Source organism: Candidatus Palauibacter sp., assembly GCF_965208055.1.
In the GTDB taxonomy this organism is placed as follows: domain Bacteria; phylum Gemmatimonadota; class Gemmatimonadetes; order Palauibacterales; family Palauibacteraceae; genus Palauibacter.
The window spans coordinates 1,149,849-1,168,327 of the sequence record NZ_CBDBNY010000004.1; the positions used below are offsets into that span (position 1 = coordinate 1,149,849).

The 18,479-nt window shown below is 70.3% G+C and carries 11 protein-coding genes; 2 read left to right on the top strand and 9 right to left on the bottom strand.

Going from position 1 to position 18,479, the window contains the following annotated elements; translation table 11 throughout:
• Positions 1-16 precede the first annotated feature (16 nt).
• From ACOGXI_RS05310 to ACOGXI_RS05340, 7 genes are all read right to left on the bottom strand, one after another.
• Entirely contained in the window at positions 17-223 is a 207-nt protein-coding gene (locus ACOGXI_RS05310) for a hypothetical protein (RefSeq protein ID WP_419937843.1), read from the bottom strand.
• A 106-nt stretch (positions 224-329) separates the two neighbouring features.
• A complete protein-coding gene (locus ACOGXI_RS05315) occupies positions 330-2,267 on the bottom strand; it encodes a prolyl oligopeptidase family serine peptidase (protein WP_419937844.1) in 1,938 nt (645 codons plus the stop codon).
• A gap of 29 nt (positions 2,268-2,296) precedes the next feature.
• The gene (locus ACOGXI_RS05320; protein WP_419937845.1) at positions 2,297-4,051 is read right to left on the bottom strand and encodes an N-acyl-D-amino-acid deacylase family protein; all 1,755 of its coding nucleotides are present in this window, start codon (positions 4,049-4,051) and stop codon (positions 2,297-2,299) included.
• Positions 4,048-6,015 (bottom strand): prolyl oligopeptidase family serine peptidase, encoded by a 1,968-nt coding sequence (locus tag ACOGXI_RS05325; protein WP_419937846.1) that lies wholly within the window; start codon positions 6,013-6,015, stop codon positions 4,048-4,050. The genes ACOGXI_RS05320 and ACOGXI_RS05325 overlap by 4 nt, the downstream gene beginning before the upstream one ends.
• A 32-nt stretch (positions 6,016-6,047) precedes the next feature.
• A complete protein-coding gene (locus ACOGXI_RS05330) occupies positions 6,048-6,611 on the bottom strand; it encodes a hypothetical protein (RefSeq protein WP_419937847.1) in 564 nt (187 codons plus the stop codon).
• On the bottom strand, positions 6,608-8,425 hold the full coding sequence (locus tag ACOGXI_RS05335; RefSeq protein ID WP_419937848.1) for a M66 family metalloprotease: 1,818 nt from the start codon (positions 8,423-8,425) through the stop codon (positions 6,608-6,610). The genes ACOGXI_RS05330 and ACOGXI_RS05335 overlap by 4 nt, the downstream gene beginning before the upstream one ends.
• Before the next feature lie 61 nt (positions 8,426-8,486).
• Complete coding sequence (locus ACOGXI_RS05340; protein WP_419937849.1) at positions 8,487-9,500, bottom strand: M14 family zinc carboxypeptidase; 1,014 nt, start codon at positions 9,498-9,500, stop codon at positions 8,487-8,489.
• Between the two features lie 179 nt (positions 9,501-9,679).
• On the opposite strand from ACOGXI_RS05340, the gene ACOGXI_RS05345 reads away from it, so the two are divergent.
• Positions 9,680-10,267 (top strand): hypothetical protein, encoded by a 588-nt coding sequence (locus ACOGXI_RS05345; protein WP_419937850.1) that lies wholly within the window; start codon positions 9,680-9,682, stop codon positions 10,265-10,267.
• A gap of 113 nt (positions 10,268-10,380) precedes the next feature.
• Positions 10,381-11,604 carry an IS110 family transposase gene (locus ACOGXI_RS05350; RefSeq protein ID WP_419937851.1) on the top strand — a complete coding sequence of 408 codons (1,224 nt, stop codon included), beginning with the start codon at positions 10,381-10,383 and terminating at the stop codon, positions 11,602-11,604.
• Here the strand turns inward: ACOGXI_RS05350 and ACOGXI_RS05355 are convergent.
• Positions 11,564-15,214 (bottom strand): UvrD-helicase domain-containing protein, encoded by a 3,651-nt coding sequence (locus ACOGXI_RS05355; RefSeq protein WP_419937852.1) that lies wholly within the window; start codon positions 15,212-15,214, stop codon positions 11,564-11,566. The genes ACOGXI_RS05350 and ACOGXI_RS05355 overlap by 41 nt on opposite strands.
• Positions 15,211-18,375: a PD-(D/E)XK nuclease family protein gene (locus ACOGXI_RS05360; protein WP_419937853.1), complete on the bottom strand. Its 3,165-nt coding sequence runs from the start codon at positions 18,373-18,375 to the stop codon at positions 15,211-15,213. Before ACOGXI_RS05360 ends, ACOGXI_RS05355 begins: the two co-directional genes overlap by 4 nt.
• Positions 18,376-18,479 lie beyond the last annotated feature (104 nt).

Consider the following 18,479-nt stretch of genomic DNA (forward strand, 5'->3'; position numbering starts at 1 on the left):
CGCGTGGCTTGATCGGTCAGCGGACGTACAGTCGGTTCGCGTAGCTGTACGCGGTGACCGCCGACACGATGTGGCAGATCCAGCCCAGCGTGCCGCCGGTTCCGAGCCACAGGCCGGGGGTCACGACCAACCAGAAAAGTCCGCGCAGGAATTTGCCGTTGTACCACTGGCCGACGCCCGGTACCAGGAAGCTCAGTACGGCGGCTGTCAATGGGTTCTTCACCTGTCTCCTCCCCAAACATCGTCCGGATTTCTCGACCGGCGCGGCAACGCCCGCGCCGTGACTTCCTACGGGGGGCCGGCGGCAGTGGTTTCCGGACCGGCGGGATTCAGCCCGTGGCGCAGGCGCCGAGGTGCCGGGTGAAGAACTCCTCCAGGCGCGACCAGGTGTCGACACGATTGTCCGGGTTCCGGAAACCGTGCGCTTCGTCCGGGTACGTCTTCACCTCGACGCTCTTGCCGAGCCGCTCGAATTCGGCCACGGCGTTCTCGAAGTTCTGGATCGGCACGCGGCGGTCGAGTTCCCCGTGCATGAGGAGAACGGGAGCCGTGATGTCGCCGATGCGCGACACGACGTTGCTCTTGGCGTACGTGTCGGGGCGCTCCTCGGGCGTGCCGCCGTGTCCCGTGATGGAGAAGATCTTTCCCAGCCGGTCCGTGTACTCGAGCGTGTTCAGCTTCGAGTAGGCGCCACGCATGGGGACGGCCGCGTCGAACCTGTCCGGGGTCAGACTGATCGCGGACAGCGACATGCTGCCCCCATAGCTGCCGCCGTAGATCCCCACCTTCCCGTTCACATAGGGGAGCGTGCGCAGGAAATCGGCCGCCGCCCCCGCATCCCTCGCCTGGTCCCAGAGCCAGTCCTCGACGGAGAGGTCCTGGAACTCGCGCCCGAAGCCCGATCCCCCGCGGTAGTTGATCGCGAGCACCACGAACCCCTTCGAAGCGAGGTACTGTTCGGTGAGGTTCAGGCCCTGCTGGTAGGAATTCGTCCCGCCTCCGTGCACCTGAACGAGCGCCGGACAGGTGGCGCCTTCCTCCAGTTGCGGCGGGCGATAGAGGAAACCCTGGATCCGGAGCCCATCGAAGCTGGGGAAGGCGATCTCCCGGGGCGCCGCGACGGTCCGCCAGGATGGCGAGAACGAGGTGAGGCGCTCCGGGATGCCGCCGACCAGGTCCACGGCGTACGCTTCCCCTCCCCGCGTCGGCGACGAGTGGACGAAGGCGAGGGTCCCGGCGCCCGCCGTGTGGCTGACGCTGGAGATCGTCCCCTCCATGTGCGTGACACGCGTGGCCACGCCACCGGTGGCGGGCACCGCCCACACGTTGACGGTCCCGCGTTCGAGGTAGGGGAAATAGATGAACGCGCCGTCCGCCGACCACGACGGGGCGTGCCGCATCGCCGCGTCGGTCGCATGGACCTGCATGTCCACAATGCGCTCGGAGGCCCCGGCGCCCGCCTCGAGATCCTCGATCACGTAGATGTAGGAGAGGTCCTCGTACCAGTACTCGTCCTTTGCGGTGCCGAACACGGCGATCCGGTCGCCCTCCGGCGACCACACGGGGGTGGACATCGCCATCAGCGTGCGGGCGAGTTGCCGGCGGTCTCCCGTCTCGACGTCGACGAGCCAGAGGTCGTCGTGCCAGTAGTCGGAAGCGTTCGACACGTAGAGGATCTCGCGGCCGTCCGGACGCCAGGCGGGCGCGAAGCGCGGATCGTCGAGCGCCATCGCGGCCTCCGTCAGCTGGCGCGGCGGGGCCGAGCCGTCGGCCGGCACGAGCCAGATGTCCTGGTGGCCGCTCGCCGTCGAGTAGAAGGCGATCATCCGCCCATCCGGCGAGAAGACGGGCGCCCGCACGCCCTCCATTGCCTCCATCGCGGGGCGCGCTTCGACGTCGCCGACGTCCGCCACCCGGATTTGGCCGCCCGCCGCGAAAGCGATCCGGTCGCCGCCCGGCGACCAGGCCGCGTTCGAGCCCTGAAGCCAGAAGCGCGGCGGTCCGAAGCCGCCTCCCTCGCCGCGCGCGGCGAGATACAGCCCCGCACCCTCGGGCCCCGAGCCGGAGATCGCGAGGTAACCTCCGTCCGGCGAGATGGAGACGCCGCGCGCGCCCGTATTGTTGCGGTGGATGTTGTCGAGGGTGAGGTCCAGCGCCATCGGCGCGCCGCCGCCCGGCGCCGCATCGCCGGGCGCCCCGCACGCCGCCGCAAGCAGGATCAGAGAGACGATCCACGAAGTACCGACAAGCCGATTCGCGTCCTTCACGCCGCCCCCTTCGCCGTTGTCGGGTGCTGTCAGTCCGGCATCTGTTCGCTCGTGGCCGCCGCCTTCGATCCCGGGCGGCGCAGTACCTCGCCCGGAAGCGCGTCCGTCGGCGCCCCGCCGTCCACGACGAACTCGCCGTTCACGAGGACGTGCGTCATCCCCTCCTGGAAGACGAACGGGTCCAGGTAGGTGGCCTCGGTTCGGATGGTCTCAGGGTCGAAGACGACGACATCCGCCTTCATCCCCGTCGCGAGCCGGCCGCGGTCGGACAGACGAAGGATCTGGGCCGCGAGACCCGTCAGCGAGCGGATCGCATGCGGGAGCGTGATCGTCCCCCGCGTCATTACATGCTCGCGGATCAGACGCCCGGACGTCCCGTACTGGCCGGGGTGCACGGCCGGGTTGTCACGGATGTCGGGCCGGTCTCCGCCGCGGTCCAGAGTGACCGCCGTGTAGTCCTGCACCATCCACTCGATGATGTCCTCGGTCCCCACCGCTTGCGCCATCCACAAGACGCCTCCCGGCCGGTCGAACCCGTTCATCTGCAGCCAGATCGCCGTCTCGAACGGCGTCTCCCCGCGCTCCGAGGCCAATTCCGCCAGCGTCTTCCCGATCAGTGATCTGTCGGGGAAGTCCGTGATCAGGAGGTTCTCCGGCCCCCCCTGGCGGATCATCTCGTACTCCGCGTCGCGCCGGATCATCTCCCTCGTGGCGGGATCCGCGAGCCGGTCCCGGAGGTTGGCCCGCATGTCCCCGTATTCGACGGGTGGAAAGTCGTCCGCCATGCTCTGCCCCGGCACCTCTCCGTCAATGAGCGCCCAGCGCGGCATGAGCGTGACGTAGGCGGAGTAACCCTCGTAGGAGTGCATGTTGAGGTAGACCGGGTGGCCGTCCTCCCACATGTCGTTGATGAGCTGGGTCGTGACTTTGCTCATCCCCCATTCCCGCGGGCCCTTGGGGTGGATGTGGTCGACCATCACCGGTATCCCCGCCGCGCGGCCGATGGTGAGGATCTCCATGATCGCGTCCATCCACGAGACATGACGCTGCGTGGGGTGGTCCATGTGGCTCGGCAGCTGCCACTTCGGATACCGGCCCTGACTCCTCATGTGGGCCTGGAAGTGACCACCATAGGGCGCGACCTCCTTCGCCAGTTCGAGCACCTCCTCCTCGGAGGAATACCGCATTGGGTTGTACTCGAGTCCGGTCGATAGTCCGAACGCGCCCTCCTCCATCCCCTGTCGGACGAGCGCCCGCATGCGGTCGATCTCCGAGGGCGTGGCATAGCGCATCACCTCTTCCGGCGCCGTCCCCATCACCATGTTCCGGATGATCCCGTGCGGGACGAGAAGGGCCAGGTTGAGCGCCGTGCCCGCGGCCTCGAGGAGTTCGCGCTCCCGCTCGAGCGGCCAAAGCGGCTCGCTCGCGCCGAAGTTGAAGCCATCCGTGTTGATGACGGCCGTCGTGAAGCCCTGGGTCGTGTAGTTGGGGAGCGTGCCGTACCCGTCGAGGATGTCGGGCTCGATGTGCTCGTGGAGCGCGATGAAACCGGGCGTGACGTATTTTCCCGCCGCGTTCACGACCCGATCCGCCGTCGCGCCGCGCAGGTCGCCGACCGCGACGATCTCGTCGCCCCGGATCCCGATGTCGGCGAGAAACCACGGGTTCCCCGAGCCGTCGAGCACGCGCCCATCCCGGATGAGGACATCGTACGTCTGCGCGGACGCCGGGAAAGCCGCGAGGAGAACGGCGACGGCTGTCAGGACCGGCATTCGGAATCTCATGGCGCGGACTCCCTGTCGAGCCTCAGATGGCGGGTGAAGAGCGCGTCCATACGCTCGAGGATGTCCCGGACCGTCGCCTTGTAGCGTCTCAGGCTGTGGTCCTCATCCGGATACTCGATGTAGGTGAGGAGGTTCTCCTTCCCCGCGTCCCGCATGCGCTCGGCCCACACCTGCGATTGACGCGGAGGGACCGCGGCATCCCTGAGTCCCTGCAGGAGCAACTGCGGGACCTGCACGTTGTCGACGAAGTTGACGGGCGATCTCTCCTCGTATTCCTCCGGAATCTCCTCGTACGGCCCGCCGAACTCCGACCGTTCGCGGCGAGGGGTACGGCTCGCCGTCCAGTGCCGGCCCGAGGCGGCGAAGCGGTCATTGGCCAGGAGCCGCCACTCGGAGACCGGCGCCCGGATCACCTGCGCCTGGAAGGCGTCCGGCGCCTTCGTGGCGATGACGAGGCTCATGTAGCCGCCGCCCGACCCGCCCCATGTCGCCTTCCGCGTCATGTCGACGTAGCCGAGTCCTTCGAGGAAGGGGAGGACGTTCATCACGTCCTGGAACTCGACGCCGCCGTAATCCGCGATGTGCAGATCGTGGAACCCCTGGCCGAAGCCGCGGCTACCGCGCGGGTTGGGGGCCACGACGACGAACCCGCGCTGGATCCAGTACTGCCGCATCATCTCGAACGAGTGGTTCCATTGCCCGGGGTGGCCGTGCAGGCGGACGATCACCGGGTAGGTGCGTGACGGATCGAAGTCCCGGGGACGGTAGAGGAGCGTCGGGATGGGCAGGTTGTCGGGCCCCGGGTAGTTGACCTCCTCCGCTTCGCTCAGCCGCGCAGGGTCGATCCGTCCCATCGAGTACGTGACCTGGATCGGGCGTTCGCCCTCCGCCCCAGCCTTCCACGCGGTCTTCCAGATGTCCGGGGTGCGCGTATCCGACTGCTCGATCCACGCAAGTTCGTCGCCGTCGGGCGAGAAACGAGGCTGCGAGCGCCGCCCCTTCCCTGCCGTGATCTCATGAGCCACCCCCGTTCCGTCCGCCGGGGCGACGACGACCTGGTTCGAGAAACCGGATGCGTCGGAGCGGGTGAACGCGAGCCAGCGTCCGTCGGGAGACCAGGAGACGCCGCCGTGCTCACGCTCCTCGTACGTGACTGGCGTGACATCGCCGCTCGCGACCTCGACCACGGCGACCTGGGCCCAACCGCTGCGCGCATTCGTGAACGCGAGCCGCGTCCCATCCGGAGACCAGGCGAAGCCGCCGTTGCCGCCCCCGATCGCCGGGTCCACCACGACGCGACGCTCGGTGCCGTCGAGTCCCCGGATCCGGATGTCGCCCGCGCTTGAGAAGGCGATGGAACGACCGTCCGGCGAGAAGCGGGGCGACGTCTCGTTCACATCGCCCCGCGTGAAGAGTCGGGGCCAAGCCGTCGCATCGTCGAGGTCACGGAGGAAGATCCGGGGGCCCGCCGGCGTGCGGACCTGGTAGGCCACGGTGCGGCCGTCCGCCGAGAGCGTCGGCGCGGTCTCGATCACGGCGTCGTTGAAGGTGACCGGCCTCGGCTCGCCCCCCGATGGCGAGGCGGGCAGGCGCCAGAGGTTGTCGTAGCCCTGATAGTACTTCGCCGAGACGAAGACGAGTTCTTCGCCCGAAGGGGATACCTGAAGGCTCTGGGCGGGCTCCGGGCGGACACCCGGCGGCGGCCAGCCCAAGCGCTCCGGACCGGAGCCGTCCGACCCCACGCGGAAGATGGCCCGCGTGCCGGACGCGTCGGCGTTGGACGTGTAGAAGATGTGCTCGCCGTTCACCGACCACGCGAACTCTCCGACGCGGGAGACGGTCAGCCAGTCATCGAGCGACTGGGCATGGCTTCGGGGGACGGCGCCGGCGAGCACGGTCAGGACGGCCGCCGTCGCATGGAAGCGGCGGCGCGGGGCGCGGGACCGGCGGTGTGGGCGACCCATCCGAGCCTCCGGGATCTGTGGGAAAGACAAAGCTAATCGAATACGAATACGACGCCCAGATCGAAGCCGAGCGCAACGGCGCGGTCGTTACTCGACGGAGTGTTGGCCGACATGCGACGCCACGACACGCCCGGCCCGATACGCAGGCGGCCGAGGCGAAGGCGGAGTCCGGCGCCCGCCTCCAGACCGGGACCCGGCTGCGGGGTCTCCCCCTCCGTCCCGACGCGCGTTGTGCCGTAGAGGACGCCGACCCGGCCCCACAGCCAGCCTTGCGACAACTCCGCACCGAGAGCGGCGTGCCGGCCGGTGACCATCGGCTCTCTCCCGCGGCAGAACCCCTCCCCGCAGCCGAAGGCGGTCCGGACATACCCCGCCGTGATGGCGACTCGAGGGCGCAGCTGCCTCGCAATCCGGATTTCGTGCGACAGGGCGGGAGCCCATTCGAGACCCGCGGCGGTGGAGGTGTGATTCCCGACTGTCAGGCCGCTCCGCACCTCCACGGAGGTCTGCGCGGCGGCGGCGCGCCCGGCGACCGCCATGCCGGCGGACACGCTCAGCGCCACGGCGAGGCTGGCGCGGAGCCACGATCCCTTCATTGCCGAGGCCGCGAGGTCCCGTCGCGCGGGACTCCATCGCTGACCATGAACTCCATGCCCTCCGCCCACGGAGGCGCCTCCCGCGGGTCGCGCACGATACCGCGAAGACGACGCGTGCCGGGGTCCAGGACCAGGGCCGCCGCGCGACCTCCCGAACGCTCGATCCCGACGGCCCCTCCCGGACCGGACAGCCGGACCCGGTCCAGTCCATCCGGGCCGCCCCAGCGGCTCTCGTAGGGAAGCGCGAAGGCGAACTGTCCCCCCCCGTACTCCACTTCGTCCGGTTTGAAGGAGAAGGCGAACAGGGACCGGCCAGCCGTGTCGAACCCCTCCAGTCGATAGGGACCCTCCTCGGCCGGCGGCGTCGGGGGCGCGTCGATGACGAAGGCGGGCTCCAGCAGCAGATCCGCTGCGCCGGCGTTCCCCCAGAGGAGCAGCGTCGGCTGCGGCGTCGGCTCGGGAGCCACGCCCCGCAGGATCAGCGATTCGTGCTCGCGCCGGAACTCCAACGCCTTGATGAAATGATAGTCGCTGATCCAGCTCGGGTCGCAGTACGTCATCAGGTCCCAATACTCGGTGGGATCGACCATTTGCGTGTTCCCGCGCCGCGTCTCGTATCCGAAGACTCCGATCGAGCCGTCTTCGTACGGGAAGTCCGGATCGGGGTTCACGGCCACGCCGCAGGGAGCATGTCGGAGCCCCATGTTGTGCCCCAGCTCGTGGGCGAACGTGTCGAGATCGAGTATGCCCACTCCGATCGGCCGCCCGATGTAGCCCAGCCCCTTGAAGGGGGCGTCCGGAGGCGCCGCGAGGGCAGCGTAGTAGTAGTCCCGCCGTCGCTCCGTGAGCCGGAGCACGCTGATCTCGCGCAGAAGCCCCAACCAGCCTGCCGCGGTCGTGAGGTCCGCCGACGTGCGATAGGGCTCGCGTACCGTCAGTTCCAGTTCAGCGATGGGGAGGATGGAGCGCACGAAGGTGATCCCGGGGCTCGTCGGCGTCATCCCCTCGGTCCAGGTCAGCGCCGCCTCGCTCTCCCCCGTGTGCAACACCGGCACCACCGTCAGGTGCATTGGAGGTACTGCCAGCACATCCAGCCTCAAGCGTCCTTCCGCCGGCACACGCCGGCCGCTTCCCTGGACCGTCGGCACGAGACCATCCGGATCCAGTTCCACGACGAGTTCGGCGCCGGGCTGGAGGACCCACCCGGGGACCACTCCGTTGAAAGACCGGTCCAACCTGCTCTCATCGGGCGCCGTGGGAATCCGGTCCATCGCGGGATCCAGTCGCATCTCATGGGTCGGGGCGCCGTCTTCGTAGAAGGTCGCCAGCGGGCGGGGCCGATAGAAGCTCGTCTTGTCGCCCGTGACGAAGACTCGAAGGAGCGCTGAGCGGCCCGCGATCAAAGGGATGTCTCCCTCCAGCGTCTGGACCGCCTGAGTCAGATGCACGGCGGCCGCCTCGATCTTCACGCTGGCGGGGTTCACCCTCACCCATGCTCCGGCCTGCAGGCTCGCCACCTCCGCGGTAACCCGCGTCTCATGGCCGCCCTCGAGGCCGATGACCTCCCCATCCGCATCGACCGCCGCGACGGACGGATCGGACACGGACCAGCGGGGCGGCGCCCAGGCCGGGATGCGGCTGAAGGCCGCACCGCTCTCGTCCAGCACCCGAGCCCGATACCGGACGGCCTCGCCCTCGAGAACGATGGCATCGGCAGGGAGAAGCTCGAGCGTGCCCGGCACCCGCTCGGGTTGCGATGCCAGGTCGCTGCAGCCGGCCGCCGCGAGGATCGGGAGTAGAAGTCGCCTGTTCACGCCGATCACCTTGTTCTTCGGCCCCCGCACAGGCAACCCGGACGTCGGGCGCCTCGCGACGTCAGCCCGCGGGAGCGCGCGTTTGACGCAGTCCCGCGGCGATGAACGTCCATTGCAGCGTCATCTGGTCGCGCACCGGCATGGGGACGAGCCCGTGCTTCCTCGCATCTGCGGAGATGGCGTCCGGCGCGGCCCCCGCGGAAAGATCGCTCCTCCAGCCGTCGAGCCGTCTCTTCCAGCGCTCGGCGACCGGATCCGGCGGGCCCGGCCTGTCTCCCGCGCCGGGGAGGATGAAGAGCGGCATCTCGGAGACAAGGGTGAGCGTGTCGCGGCCGAGGGAGCGCATCGTTTCCATCGAACTCGGCCAGAAGCGGGACGCGGTCGCCGGGTCGCCGAGGGCTTCGAAGTGGGCGGCCATGAGTTTCGAGTCGGGCCGCGAGGCGAACCCCCGCTCGAAGCGGAAAAAGCCCTTCTCCCCGTGACGCTCGACGTCGTGCAGCGAGTAGCCGAGAGCCTGTGCGCGCTCACGGCATGCGGCCTTCAGCGCCTCGCAACGATCCTCCCAGGCGCGATCGATGAGGAAGAAGGGGCCGGCGGCGAACCCCATGCCGTGCAGGGAGGCGTGCAGCGCAAACGGTCGGTCGCAGGTGCGCCACCAGTCGTAGGCCGCCCGATTCTCGGGCCGCGCTCCGGGATCGGCGTCGTCGCGCGGGAAGCCGAATTCGACATCGTCGCCCGGCAGTTCCCGCACCTTGCCCGCCAGGTACCGTCCGAGATCGTACGCTTTCGCGTCGGGATCCTGCCACGGGGCGTTGCGGATCTCGCCATCGGGGTTGATGTGCGGGATGATCCACCACTGATAGCGGGTGAGCATCGGATCCTCCGCGTCGAGTGCCGCCAGGCAGCCTGCGAGACGACGCAGGAGGCGCGGACCCACCGGTTCGTCGGCGTGGCAGCCGCCGAGCAGGCTCACGGCCTCGGGCCCTCGGCCGAAGCGGAAACCCGTGATCGGCCGACCCTCGCGAGACGACCCGAGCACGCACCCGAGACCTGCGGCGATGTCCGGGGAAGCCATGATCCGGTCGAACCTTCCTGTCGGCAGCGTTTCGATCGGACTCTCCTTTCGACCGGCTGATTCGGTCCCGATTTCCGGTCGTGCCGGGGTTGGGCCGTGCCCTCCGTGACCCTACATTGGGGTCCCCTTCCGCGTCACCTCGCGGTGGGAGTACGCCGGAACCCGGAGTCCGCTCGAAGATGATGGACGTCTTGATCCCGATCGTCGTTCTGGGGCCGATGCTGGCGGCGCTGGGCGGTCTTGCGGTCGGCTGGTGGATGCGCGGCCGACAGATCGCCGGAAGAGAACTGACGCTCAAGCGTCGATTCGACAACCGCCTGTCCGCCATCGAGCAGGACGCACGGCAGGTGCTGGAGCGTGCGCGGCTCGAATCCGAGGCGGCGCGCCGAAAGGTCGAGGCGGAGCGGGACCACCTGTACGCCCGCCTCTCGAAGCTGGATCCCCAGGGGAGCGGGATGGCGGAACCGTCGCGACGCACCCGCCGCTCGCGGACGCGCAAAGGTCGCAGGCGCAATGCGCGTCCGGCGGCTGCGGAAGGGGCGCGCGCGCGGGCCTCGGGTGAGAGTGACGATCTGACGCGCATCAAGGGGATCGGCCCCACGTTCGAGGCACGGTTGAACGAAATGGGCTATCGAACGTACCTCGACCTGGCGCGATGGACTTCCGAAGACCTCGACACTCTCGGCAAGGGGCTCGGAGCACGGATCCGGCTCAAGGAGTGGTCCGACCGGGCAGCCGAACTCCACCGCCGGAAGTACGACACCTAGAAAGTATGGAAGGGCCGGCCGCCCGCCGGATACCGTGGGTTAGCGCCCCGGTGTTCGGAGGTGCCAGCGCCACATGCGATGCAAGAGATCGCAACGGACAGGAGACCGGCCCCATGGATGAGCAGAGCAAGGTGTACGTCGGGATGGACGTTCACAAGGACACGGTGATGGTGGCGGTGCTTCCGGAGGGAGCGCCGGAGCCGACGGTGGTGAAGCGGCTGCCGAACGAGCCAGGGCGGCTCAAGCGGTGGCTGGCGCGCGTATCGCGGCAGGGGGAGATCCGGGCCTGCTACGAGGCGAGCGGCGCGGGTTACGTACTGGAGCGGGCGCTCCGGGACTGGGGACACCGGTGCGAGATCGTGGCGCCGTCGCTGATTCCCCGGCGCCCGGGGGATCGCCGCAAGCACGACCGGAAGGACGCGACGGAGTTGGCGCGGCTGTACCGGGCGGGGGAGTTGGTGGCGATACGGGTCCCGTCGGAGACGGAGGAGCGGGTGCGGGACCTGGTGCGCTGCCGGGAGGTGTTTCAGCGGGAGATCCTGAAGTCGCGGCACTACATCCTGAAGTTCCTGGCGCGGCGGGGGCTGGTGTACCGGGAGGGGGCGAACTGGACGGGCAGGCATGTGACGTGGCTGCGCGCCCTTCAGCGTGACGAGGCGCTGGAGGCGGAGGACCGGCTCGTCTTCGGCGAGTACCTGGCGCTGTTCGACTACAAGCTGGGCCGTCGGGAGGAGTTGGACCGCCGGATCGAGGCGTTGGCGCTGGAGCCGGCGTACCGGGAGGCGGTGGGGCGGCTGTGCTGCCTGCGGGGGATCTCGACGCACGCGGCGATGGTGCTGGCGACGGAGATCGGGGACTTCCGGCGCTTCGAGAACCCGGGCAAGCTGATGGCCTACGTAGGGCTGGTGCCGAGCGAGCACTCCAGCGGGGCGAGCCGGCGGCAGGGGGCGATCACCAAGGCGGGCAACAGCCGGGTGCGGCATGTGCTGGTGCAGGCGGCGTGGAGCTACCGGTTCCCGCCCAGGCGGGGACCGGCGCTGAGCCGCCGGCAGCGGGGCCAGGCTCCGGAGGTCGTGGCGCACAGCTGGAAGGCGCAGCACCGGCTTCACAAGGTGTTCACCCGGCTGGCGTTCAGGAGGAACGGCCAGATCGCCGCGGTGGCGGTGGCGCGGGAGTTGGCCGGCTTCGTGTGGGCCATCATGCGGAATCCGGAGGAGACCGCCCCGGGCTTTTGCCACGGGCTGCTGGACCCGCCGCTCGAACGCCGCGGCGCCCCCGGCATGGGCCTGCCGGCTCCTACAGGGCCAGCACGATCCCTCGGGTCGGTTCTCCGCTGACCCGCCCGATGGCCTCGACGTAGCAGGCGACCTGCACCTCGTATTCCGTGCGCGGCCCCGCGCGCCGGCGGTCCGTCTTGTAGTCGACGACGGTCCAGCGCGGGCCGGCGTCGGTGACCTCGCGGAAGGCGAGGTCCGCGACCCCTTCGACGATGGTCGCGCCCCGCTCCCGATCCCGCTCCCGATCCCCCTCCGGCGCCGCGGTATCCTCGACGTGGTAGACCGGGACTTCGCGATGGACCGCGCCCGGCGCCGAGGCCAGGGCGGCCCGCGCCCGGTCGAGCACTTCGTGTTCCAGTGCGCGCGCCGCCAGAGCCGTCGCCGCGGTGATTTCCGTCACGGGACTTCCCAGCGTCCGGCCCAGAGTTCCGGCCAGTCCTTCGACCGCGCCGGAGTCGGCGTCGAGGGGAACCTCGGCGAGTATGCGGTGGACGAGATCGCCGAAACGCTCGCCTCCCGGACGCCCCGCCCCGTCCGGCCCCTCGGCTTCCGGCCGTGGCACGTCGACCCAGGCGACACGCATGTCGGAGTGGGGCGCGTCGCCGGTTTCGGCAGCTTCACGGGCGCGACGCGCGATCGCCCCGGCCGTTGTGACCGACATCGCCCGGCTCGCCCCCGCCTCCAGCCTCGCCGCGCGAGACGCCTGCCACTCCCGGTGCGCGCCGCGCCCCGCCTCGACATCCAGCGTGGGTTGTTCCTCTCTCTCGACCTCGAGCAATCGGCGCTGGCGATCGCCCGCGCGCGGATCTGCGTCGAGGTCGAGCGCGGCCGGGTCCCACCACACGACGTCCGTTCCCGCCTCAGCGGCATGCAGCCCCGGCGCAACGGAGTCGCGCGGCGTGGGACGCTGACCGCCCTTCCCATCCGGGCGGTCGAGAACGGACTCGTCGCGGAAAGCCGGAACTCCCAGGCCCTCGGCGGAGGACGGCCCTCGGCGCGCCCCGCGGGGCGGGTACACCGCCGGATTCAGTGACTCGAGCCACCACTCGCCGTCCTCTCCGGAGAATCCCCCGCCCCCATCGCGGCCGTCTCCGAGGGCCGGCACCACGAGCAGATCGCGCGCCCGCGTGGCCGCCACGTACGCGAGCCGGTCCGCCTCGGCCATCTCGCGGCGTCGCTCGATCCCGGCGTTGTCCAGGATGTCGCGCGGGGTCGCGCCGCAGAGGCGCTGGGCCCAGAGGCGCCGGGTGGCGTCCATGTGGCGCGACGGCGGGTCGTGCGCCGCGGGGCAGGTCATGTCCGCCAGGATGACGACCGGGAACTCGAGACCCTTGGCCTTGTGGACCGTCATCATCCTCACGCCCTCGGTCCCTTCCTCCACGATCGGCGCCTCCTCGGACTGCCCGCGTTCGGCTTCGTCCTCGAGGCGGTCGAGAAACGCCCGAAAGGAAGGGCTGCCCCGGCGCTCGAACGCGCGCGCCCGGTCGACGAGCCGGAGGACGTTGGCCAGCGCCTGCTCGCCCGTCGGCCAGATCGCGATGCCCGCGTGGGCGCGCGCCGCCGAGAGCAGGCGCCGGACCGTCTCCGGAATCGAGCGCCGGTTCCGGTGCCGGTGGAGATCGCCGAGGAGCCCGAGCACCGCCGCCACGTCCCGCAGTTCAGGCTTCAAAGCCGTTCCGCCGCCGTTCGGGCCGTCATGCCGGTTTCCGCCGTCCGGCTCCCACCCGGCGAGCGGATGCAGCGGGCCCGCGTCGACGCCGAACTCGAACAGCGCGCGATCGCCGAGCGAGAAGAGTGGACCCCGGAGGGCAGCATAGACCGCCAGCCGATCGTCCGGCCACTCGATGGCCGTGAGCGCGTTCCGGACGGCAAGCACCTCCTCGCGATCGTGGTACGAGCGGCCGCCGACCAGCACGTGCGGAATGGCGCGGGCCTCGAGCGCACGCACATAGGGGCGCGTCACGTCCTCTCCCCACTTCTGAAAGCGACGGAAGAGGAGGCAGATGTGGCGGGCCTCGACCGGGACGGGTTCCTCCGGACGCTCCCGTTCCGTCACGACCCATCCCGACTCGTGGACCAGCCAGCGCACCATCTCGCCGACCGCGACGGGGAGGGATGCCTCGATCTCCAATCCCCGGATCTTTCCGAAGCGTCCGTACGGTTCCGGGACGGGCAGGGCGATGACGGCGGGCTGGCTTTCGGTGTCCGCCCGGAAGCGCTCGAGGGGGACGTATGCCGCCTGGCTGCCGTCCTCGCTCCCCTTCATGCGCGTCTCGAAGGCCCCGTTCACGGCGGCCTGCAGGCGGGGCTGCGACCGAAAGCTCGTGGAGAGATGCAGCACCCGGGCATCCACCCCCTCCAAGCGGCTCTTGGTCCGCTCGTACAGCGTCACGTCCGCCCGGCGAAAGCGGTAGATCGACTGCTTCGGATCGCCGACGACGAAGAGCTTGCCGCGCGCGGGCACGACGCGCTCCGGCCGCGTCTCTTCCGGGTCTTCGCCGCACAGGAGGAGGAGGATCTCGACCTGCAGCGGATCGGTGTCCTGGAATTCGTCGACGAAAAACCGCGTGAAGCGTTGCCGGTAGTGCTTCCGGATCTCCGCATCGTTGCGGAGGAGGTCGCGCGCCCGGATCAGGAGGTCGACGAAGTCGAGGCACCCGTCGCGCCGCTTGACCCTCTCGTATCGCTCCGTCACGGGCCAGAGTTCGTCCCGGAGGTACGCCGCCAGATCCGCATCGGCCGTCGCCAGGATCCCCTCGACTTCCGTTCGAACCTCGTCGCGGCGCGCGACGACGTCGGCCTTCGCGAGTCCACCCCCGAAATCCCGCGAGCGGAAGCCGCGCCAGAACCAGCCGCGCCAGCGGGCGCGCACGAAGGGCCGCAGCCAGGCTTCCAGGTAGTCGTAGTCGCGTCCGCGCGTCTTCTCCCTCAATTCGATTTCGCCCACGCCGCGTTCGACGTGGCGCAGGTTCTTCGTGAGAAAGTCGTCCGGGCGCGAGGCCAGCCGGGCGAAGGCCGCAAGTTCCCGCAGGAGGTCGAGCGCGCGGTCGAGTTCAGCCTCCCGGTCCCACTCGGGCCGGGACCACGGGGCGTCGAAGTCGCGCTGATCCACGAGGCTGCCGGCCGCCGCCCGCAGGGCCGCGCGCGGACCGCCCGAATTCCGCGGATAGTGACGGCGCAGCGCCCTTCTCACGCCGGGGCCGGGGTCCGCCAGCGCGCCCTCGAACCAGCCCTCGAAGGCGCCATCGAGGAGACGCCCCGCTTCGTCCTCCGCCGCGACGCGAAACGCCGGGTCGACGCCGGCCTCGATCGGACGCTCGCGCAGCAGGTCGGCGCAGAAGCCATGGATCGTACCGATGTGGGCCAGTTCCAGGTGGCCGAGCGCGCGCGAGAGATGCTCGCGGGCTTCCCCGTCCTCCTCGTCGACCCGGGCCTCCTCGATCGCGGCCCGCAGCCGGAGCTTCATTTCGCCGGCCGCCTTCTCGGTGAAGGTGACCGCGACGATGTCCTCCAGCGTGCCCAGACCGTGTCGCAGCACCTCGACGATCCGGCCCGTGAGCGCCGTCGTCTTTCCCGTCCCCGCCGCCGCTTCGACGAAGAGCGTGTCTTCGAGGTCGTTCCGGATCGCATCGCGGGCCGCCTGGTCGGCGAGTCTGACGGACCGGGTCACGGGTACTCCCTCAGGCGCCGCAGGTCGACCGGCGGGGGCTTCCGACGGGTGCGGAGTTCCTCGTCGGGCCCGCAGACCTGCCGGTAGTCGCACCAGCGGCAGGCGTCCTCCCGCGGAAGGGCCGGAAAACTTCCGGCCTCGAAGGCCCCGCTCACGATCTCGCTCAGGACCCCCGCCGCTTCGAGCGCCCTGTCGTCGAGCGGCACCACGTGGTCCCGGAACTCGCCATCCGCCGTGCAGTAGTAGAGCCGGCCCGATTCCACGCGCTGTCCCGGGAACAGCCTCTGGGCGGCGAGCGCGTAGAGGACCGGCTGCAGGAGTTCGCCTCCCTGGATCGTCGCTCCCGCCTTCGCCCGGTGCCGGCCGGTCTTGTGGTCCGTGACCCGCAGGACGCCGGCCGGCGTCCGTTCGATCAGGTCGATCGCGCCGCGGAGCTTCAGTCCGACTTCCAGCTCCACCGGCTCCGCCACGGAGTGCGCGTCGCGGTTGGGATCCCGGGGGAGCCCGAAGGAGAGCTCGAAGCGCCACGGTTCGAAGGGCGACCGGCTGTCGCTCTCGCGCTGCAGCCACTCCCGCAGGTCCTGCCGGATCGCTTCAATGCCGTCATCCCAGACCCGGTCGATCGCCGGCACGAGACGGTCGCGGAAGTCGCCCGCCACCTTCTCGAGCACCTCCTCGAGGAGTTCGGAAACCCGCGCGGCGTTCTCCGGCCCCACCGGAAGGAGGGGCCGGTCCCCGGTGCTTTCGGCCTGGAGCCGGGTCAGGAGTTCGAACTGGACCTGGTGCACGAGCGAGCCGCGTTGAAGCGGGTCGAGCGCCTCGATCCCGACCGGTTCCTCGCGCGGGCGCAGGCCCTGAATCGCCTGGAGGTAGAAGCGGTACGGACACGCTGCGAAGTGCTGCAGCGCCGTAGCCGAGTACGGACGCGCGTCGGGCGACTGCTCCGCAAGCGCTTCCGCCGCCCGCTCGGAGAGCTGTACGAGTCCGTCGGCCCACGTCCAGCGCGGCACCTCCCAGCGGTAGGCGCGGAAGCGGAGGGCACGCGCGAGGTGAGGGTTCGAGTGGAGGAGATGACCTGCGGCCTTCACGGCGCGTTCTCCGCGGAGATCGTGCTTGTCGAGTTCGTCGAGCACGGCGAGGTCGTACTCGGCTTCGTCGATCGCCTGCGCGCGGGATTTCGGCGCCGGCCACCCGATCCGCGCATCGGAGACCTCCTCCGCCCGCTGTGCAAGTTCCTCGAAGCCGGGCAGCCGGCCCTCCGCGGCGCGAAGCGCCTCGAGTGCATAGAAGGAGGGGACGCGGGGCCGGGTCTTCATGGCGTCGATGCGCGGGTAGGAGAGGACGATCTGCCTACGCGCCGCCCCGACCGCGAGTCTGAAGGCGAGCCGCTCCCGCCGAACGCGGTCGCGGTTCGTCGCGAGCCGGCCGGGCGCCAGCCGGCGCCGCATCTCATCCAGCAGGATCGGGTCTTCCCCGATCTTCGGAGGAAACACGCGCTCGGCCATGCCGGGGACGAACACGACATCGAAGACGAGCCCCCGCGCCGCATCGATGGGCCCGATGAACACGCGGCCGTAGCGGTTCGCGGGCGGAGGCTCGGCGATCTCCAGGAGTCGGGGCGTGAGCGCGCGCAGGACCTCGTCCAGCTTCACCGGACCCAGAGGCCCCATCGGCGCGAGGTCCGACAACGCGGCGAGCACGCTGCCGGGCCGCCGAAGCGAGCGGGTGGCAAGGGGGGCGAGCGCGCCCAGCCAGCTCTCCCAACCGGCCTCCGACGGCAGCCCGGACAGCTCCGACAGCAACGGCAGCGCATACTCCCGGAGAGAGGCGAGATCGGCGAGCGTCCCGTCGACCCACGCGAGGCGCGGGTTTTCGGCGTCCTCCGCCTCCAGCGCGGCGCGCTTGAATGCGAGTTCCGCGGCGTGACCATCGAGTCGCCGCTCCCAGCGATCCAGACCGCCGACCACGGCCGCGTCGACGAGCAACCGCTCCCAGCGCCGCGGCACCCGCTCCGCGCCAGCACCTGCGTCAGCTCCCGCATCCGGAACCTCGCCGATCGAGACGTACTCCGAGAAGCGAAGCGCCGAGTAGTCCTCGATCCGGCAACGGAGAAGGGCCAGAAAGGCCCGGCCCGCCGGGTCGGGGCGCCGGAGGCCGCGCGCGAACCAGGGCCGGATTCCCGCGCGATTGAGCGCTTCCTCCAGGTATGGCCGATAGTCTTCGGGCTGCCGGAGCAGGATCGCGCACCGATCGAATGGCGTTCCTGTTTCGGCAAGCGCGGCGAGCCTCCGGGCGATCTCCACGGCTTCCCGGCCCTCGCCCGGAGCGGAGAATACGGTGACCGCATCGTCCGCCCCGGATTCGGACGGGGCCGGACCGAAGAGGTGCGAGTGAAGGCGCCCGATCGCCCCGGTCACGGCCCCGTCGGTCGGCGGGGGATCGGATCGGCGCGCGCCCGCCTCTTCCAGCGCCCGCAGTGTGCGGTCATCCCCCTCGGGCACGGTCGCAAGCAGATCGGGGCCCCGCCCGATGAGCGCCGCGACGAACCGCCCTTCCAGTTCCGTCCAGATCCGCGCGTCCAGAACCAGGAAGCCGTCGTCCACTCCCCGCCGCCGGGACTCCGGGTCGCGGAGCGCCGACAGCGCGGCCTTGAACACGCCGGCCTGATCCGCCAGCCCGGCCGTCCGCCATTCCGCCTCGACCGCTTCGGAAAAGGCGGCGAGGTCCGGGTCGACGGCGGCCATCTCCGACGGCGTGACGCCCGCCATGCGGAGCGCATCCACGGCTCGTCCCATGGCGCGAATGAAGCCGGGCGTGTCCGACACCGCCGCCAGGCGCCCGAGTTTCCGCCGATCCAGCCCCACGAGCGCCCGTGCCACGATGGCGTCGCGAGCCACGGCGTCTCCTATCGCCCTCCCATCGTCAGCGAGTCGCGAGAGCGCGAGGTCGCCGGCCAGGAGACGCAGCGTGGTGCGGCGCCAGCCCATCGCGGCCCCGGCCGTCCGGGCTCCGCGCAAGAGCAACTCGTGGGGCCCCGACAGCGTCTCGCCAATGACCGTCACGCCCGCCGCAGCCCGTTGCCCGCCGAGCCATTTCCGCGCGGCGTCGAAGCGCGCGGCGGCGGTGGGGGAGACGATGAAGCGGGCGGAGGGAGCGGGCATGGACACAACCTATCGCCGCGGACGCAACGCGCTATCAACGCGACCGACCCCACGCCGCGTGAACCGCCGCGTGAACCGTGCACCGCCTTGACGCCGCCGAGTGC